This is a genomic window from Ruminococcus sp. AF37-20 (genome assembly GCF_003460465.1).
GTDB classification, from domain to species: Bacteria; Bacillota; Clostridia; order Oscillospirales; family Ruminococcaceae; genus Hominimerdicola; species Hominimerdicola aceti.
This window is the reverse complement of the sequence record NZ_QTVE01000048.1, coordinates 1-5,102: the sequence shown is the minus strand read 5'-3', so window position 1 is coordinate 5,102 and position 5,102 is coordinate 1. Positions and strand designations below refer to the sequence as shown.

Genomic DNA, 5,102 nt, shown 5'->3' with positions numbered 1-5,102 from the left:
ACGGGACTTGAACCCACATGACCTTGCGATCACTAGCACCTGAGGGTGGGGTAACGACAGTGAATAATAAGTTAACTCATACCCTTATCCTACTGATAACCCCCTTATCCATCTCATGCACCGTATCGCACAGAACGGAAATATCCTCTGCCGAATGAAAGCATATCAGAATAGTCTTGCCCTGCTCCTTGTAGCTGAGAAGATACTCTCTCATTTCCTTAACGCCGTCCTTGTCAAGTCAGTTGAAAGGCTCGTCAAGAATAAGAATCTTCGGGTTTTCCATGATAGCCTGAGCAAGCCCTAAGCGCTGACAGCCAAAGATATAGTGCTTGCATTCAATACAAAATTAAGTATTGATTCCATAGCTAAGAATCACGAAATTTAGTTTTTTCTTAACCAATTATACAATTCATACATTATTTTTTAAAAACATCAAACGCATCTTCGTTTTCAAGACTCCATTTGTATTTTGTCCCAATGATCTTTGTTCCTTTAAATCTAACAGTAATGGTTTTACCTTTATAATCTGCTGTTATTCTGCAATATATATCCCTGTCCTGATATTTATATATTTGTGGATCACCATGGATGATAAGGGAAAGAGTTTGACTGTCGTATCCTGCAGATTCAGCATAGTTGAAGGTCTCATCAACAAAAGTTAATTCATATTTTTTACAAATCTTTTTTTCAAAATATGAGCCAAATATCTTATGATCCATCTGTGGTGATGGTATTTTTGCAAATAGAAAAAGTGTCATACCGAGCAGTATTATCGCCAAGACTGAAAATAATATTATTTTTTTTTTCATAATACCTCCACATATATTTATATTAATGCTGTTGTATTTTTTATGAATAAAGGTTTTAGGGTTTTTACGACTTTTTTGTCACTATTTTTAATTTCATAAGAGGCTGTACTACTGTAACCTATTGGGTCATTATTTCCTGTAGACGCATTATCACCATACATCTTTTTATAGTCGACTACTGTCTTAATTGCTACATATGGCTTGTAATAATTTCCTTTGTTTGTAAAACTTCTAGTTAACATCTCATAATCGTATAACTTTGTTTTTGTGTTTAACTTTCCCTCAGTAAGCACATACTTCCACGCTGTCTTATCACAACTGTAGCCAAATTCCCATCTGCCTTTATACTTAACCCATGTATATTTCATTGTGGTATTTAAGCAAACATCCGACAATCGAAGAAACTTTGAACTATCCGTATATAGATCATGTGGTGACGGCGTACGAGAAAATAGTGATTTTATTACCACCCCTAAAGTTTTACCAGCTATAGGATGACCACATCCTGCTAATAAAGCCCCAAAACCTTTTCCAAATAATGTTGAAATAGCTGTATTTAAATATTTTTTTGCGGTTGCTTCATTGGTGCATTTACCAATAAGATAGATATTGGGAGAATAATTGCGACGTAACTTTGGTTTACTAGTGGATACTTTATCACTTACACTTAGTGAGTAGTATTGATATGACTTTCCACCATAGGAATACGTCGATGATGTGCGAATCACGTCATACATCTTTTCGATTCCCTTACAAGGATAAAAGCTAGCTTTAGCTTTGTTCATAACATTGTAACTACTCGATATATTTTCTTGATTGCAAAATAATTCAGAAATCTCATTTTCGCTTAGTAAAAGGTCTTTAGTTTGCAATTCTTTTCTCAAATCGTTGTATTTACTTTCCACAATTATATCGTCTGGATTATCTTCTAGAGCCGATACAGTATCAAAATACTCAGTAATTAGTTCATCATTTCTCTGTTGATATTCTTGCTCCATTGTATTAAAGTTTGTGAAAACCTCATCACTCTCTGAAATTGTTACATCATCTCCAGATATAGAGATACCAGCCGCAATTATGAATCCTTTGAAATCAATTTTTTTAGAATTAATATTTACATAACCATTTGGTGCAAAAATAATACCTTTATAATTAAATTCATTGGAATTAATCACTATATTTCCTGTGTGAGATGCAATAATTGAATTTTTTGATTCGGAGGTCACAGATGTAGCATTAATAGTAATGTCTCCGTCAGTATATAATCTCCCATCAAAATTTAAATCTTGTAAAACCAATGAAAAGTCAGTAAAATAATTATCTCCTTCAATAGTATATAGATTATCAGAGTTAGCTATATCATTAAAATCATCATATTCATTGTTAATAAATATTGCATTTAATGAATCAAAAATTAATCCATTATCATTTTCTGTTCTCATTCCTATTTCTTTTATGCTATTGTATGAAATATTAATAGAACCAGCTCATGCCAATCACAAGAATTGTAATCAAAGAAACGATCCTTTTATACACAAAAAAACACCTCCTTTTTTGTTAGCATTAATACAGAAGCTTTTACTCCCTCATTCATACATAACAAATCAGAAGGTGGATTCGTTACAGAAAAACAAAAAATAGTTTTATTTTTCTGCTTTTTGCACAGAATTTGCTATATCAATTAGTTCATTTCTGCCAATGTTGGAGCTAATCATAATAATATAATCTCCATTATCCCAAATCAAGTGATAAAATTGATGATTATCTATATAATAAACTGCATCGTGTCCGGATATATCTATTGTTGATATTTCAGCGTTTTCTGTGTTAAGTCCCATATCAAATTCGGATTTGACTAACTGCTGATAATCAATTATTGTATTCTCATTTTGATAAATGATATTCCGAGAAATTTTATCATATTCCTCATAAATAACATCATAATCACTCAAATCATAACCTATATCATAGTTGACTTGAATTGTGTCCAATGCAGCCTCATTGCTTTCAACATTTGCTGATATCTCTGAATGGTCTGAAAAAATGCTCATGAAAAAATCCTTGAATGCATTTCTCAAAGCGGATACGCTCATTATTGTTGTAAATGCAGCAATAAAAATCACTATAAAAATACAAGCCACTCGCTTACTGGCTGTATTAATCATTTGGTAGTACGGCTTTTTCTGGCGACCTATCAGCTTATCCATCTTTCGGGCAAACTTATCTGAAAACTCATGGTCATTGTTATGTGCAGGAACAGACAATTCATATTCTTTTGTCAAAGCCTCAGATATTGCTCTTTTAAACTGAGTATTATTCATTGCGGTTGCTCCTTTCCAAGATGTCTTTCAGCATCTTTTTTGCTCTTAATGCACGTTGTCTGACCAATTCGGGAGATATTTCAAGTTGTGATGCCGTTTCTTTTGCTGAGAACTCTTGCAGAAAATACAGATAGATAACATCCTTATAAATCTGCGGAAGTTGTTTTATTGCTAATAAAAGTTCATCATAGTTTTGTTTTTCAAAATATGATTCATCAACTATTTCAGTTTCAAATAATTCTGTACTATGCTTTGCACGATTTTGATTTTGCCTATAAATATTTATCGCTGTGTTTCTACATATAATAACAATATATGCTTTTAATTCGTGACATGGAATTTGTGAAACTTTTGAAAAGTTATCTGCTATTTTCAAAAAAGACTGATGTACAGCATCCTCAGCATCTTCCTTGTTTTTCAAAATGCCATATGCAACCGCATACATATCCTGCTTGTATTTTATGTAAAGCTGTTCAAACTGATTTTTTTCTTCGTTGGTTTCGAGCATTGATAGGTAAATTGCCAGCATCAAATCACCTCTCCGTTTTTTGTCTGTGCATAACAGTATATCATTAAAAGATAAATATTTCAAGTGCATTTTCAGTATGAACATAAAAAATGATAATTATTTACTGTCAACCGGACAGCCCGGAAAAGTTAAGTCCGCAGACTTAGCAAGCATCGCAAACGGCAGTCCGCCCACAAGGGGCAGACCACCGATTGCGGCTTGTCGGGTAGAACCCCGAACCCCCAATCTGCCACTCCCTCCCTCTCACAGTGCGACGGCGAAAACGCACATCTTACCCCCGTGTCAAAATCAAATCTCCTGTGCAAAACAATGAAAATGGACCATGACTATTGACAAACGTATTAAAATGCGATACCATAAGAATGGAGAATAATATAAGCTCGTAAAGATTTTAAAAGTCTTTGCGAGCTTTTTGTTTTGAATATAAATTTCGCTATGTTCAGTGACAATAACAGAAACTTGAAAACAGAATTGGAGGAATGATAATTTGAAAAAACTTAGCACAAGATCCTGCGAAGAAATAATGACAACTGTGTACAAGCCAATAGAGTTCGTTATAGACGGCTTGCTTGCACAAGGTCTGTATATCTTAGCAGGAGCACCAAAGGTCGGAAAGTCTTGGCTGGCACTGGATATGTGCCTGTCAATAGCGAAAGGAGAAAGTGTTTTAGGTCAGAAAACATTGCAGGGCACGGCATTGTATTTGTGTTTAGAGGATAGCTACGTTCGTATTCAAAACCGCTTGTATGAAATAACTGATGTGCCAACTGAAAATTTGTACTTCTCTGTTATGTCTGAATCTATCGGCAACGGACTTGAAGAACAAATCGAAAGTTTTAAAATTGAACATTGCGGTCTAAAAATTGTGTTCATTGACACTCTGCAAATGGTTCGTGGTTCAACAGATTCAAGCTATGGTTCAGACTACAAAGACCTATCCGTTCTGAAAGCTCTTGCAGACAAGCTTGAGATAACTGTCATAGTGGTTCATCACACAAGAAAATGCAAAGACATCGACCCGTTCAATATGATCTCAGGAAGTACAGGAATCAGCGGCTGTGTTGACGGAAGTTTGGTGCTTATTGAAAACAAGCGTGGCAGCCGTAATGCAAAACTTTATTGTGTAGGACGTGATATTGAAAACGCAGAAATTAATTTGCAGTTCGATAGTGATTTGAAAAAGTGGGTCGTTACCGATGAGCCGTCCGCTCCAAAAAGTAAGGACAACATTTTTCTTGCGGCATTGTATGTTTACATCAAAAAGAAAGTTGATTTTTCAGGTACGGCGTCAGAACTTATAGAGAAACTGAAAAGTGTTTCTGATGAAACATTTTATCCCAACAGAGTAACAAGAGATCTGGTTCAGAACGGCTACACACTCAGAAAGTACGGGATAGATTTTCAGTACAAGCGAACAAGAAACGGCAGACTGATAATTCTTCA

6 protein-coding genes and 1 pseudogene are annotated in these 5,102 nt (G+C 34.7%); 1 reads left to right on the top strand and 6 read right to left on the bottom strand.

The genetic code is table 11. The features are described from left to right. Nucleotides 1–76: 76 nt before the first annotated feature. The 6 genes and pseudogenes from DW015_RS13105 to DW015_RS13895 all read right to left on the bottom strand — a co-directional run. A pseudogene (locus DW015_RS13105) lies at nucleotides 77–310 on the bottom strand (multidrug ABC transporter ATP-binding protein); the annotation flags it as partial. Between the two features lie 106 nt (nucleotides 311–416). Continuing rightward, nucleotides 417–809: a hypothetical protein gene (locus DW015_RS13100; protein WP_117905952.1), complete on the bottom strand. Its 393-nt coding sequence runs from the start codon at nucleotides 807–809 to the stop codon at nucleotides 417–419. Between the two features lie 17 nt (nucleotides 810–826). Continuing rightward, the gene (locus tag DW015_RS13095; protein WP_117905951.1) at nucleotides 827–2,251 is read right to left on the bottom strand and encodes a hypothetical protein; all 1,425 of its coding nucleotides are present in this window, start codon (nucleotides 2,249–2,251) and stop codon (nucleotides 827–829) included. Nucleotides 2,252–2,452: 201 nt separating this feature from the next. After that, complete coding sequence (locus tag DW015_RS13090) at nucleotides 2,453–3,130, bottom strand: DUF4367 domain-containing protein (protein ID WP_117905950.1); 678 nt, start codon at nucleotides 3,128–3,130, stop codon at nucleotides 2,453–2,455. Beyond that, complete coding sequence (locus tag DW015_RS13085; protein WP_181979940.1) at nucleotides 3,123–3,659, bottom strand: sigma-70 family RNA polymerase sigma factor; 537 nt, start codon at nucleotides 3,657–3,659, stop codon at nucleotides 3,123–3,125. Before DW015_RS13085 ends, DW015_RS13090 begins: the two co-directional genes overlap by 8 nt. 96 nt (nucleotides 3,660–3,755) lie before the next feature. After that, entirely contained in the window at nucleotides 3,756–3,884 is a 129-nt protein-coding gene (locus DW015_RS13895) for a hypothetical protein (RefSeq protein WP_278306265.1), read from the bottom strand. A 262-nt stretch (nucleotides 3,885–4,146) separates the two neighbouring features. Here DW015_RS13895 and DW015_RS13080 point away from each other — a divergent pair. Next, nucleotides 4,147–5,102: AAA family ATPase (locus DW015_RS13080; protein ID WP_117905948.1), on the top strand; the 956-nt coding region annotated here is incomplete at its 3' end.

Bases quoted from the DNA above. Each gene is read 5' to 3' on its own strand.
- DW015_RS13100 (WP_117905952.1), bottom strand. From the start codon at position 809: ATGAAAAAAAAAATAATATTATTTTCAGTCTTGGCGATAATACTGCTC.
- DW015_RS13095 (WP_117905951.1), bottom strand. From the start codon at position 2,251: ATGAGAACAGAAAATGATAATGGATTAATTTTTGATTCATTAAATGCA.
- DW015_RS13090 (WP_117905950.1), bottom strand. From the start codon at position 3,130: ATGAATAATACTCAGTTTAAAAGAGCAATATCTGAGGCTTTGACAAAA.
- DW015_RS13085 (WP_181979940.1), bottom strand. From the start codon at position 3,659: ATGCTGGCAATTTACCTATCAATGCTCGAAACCAACGAAGAAAAAAAT.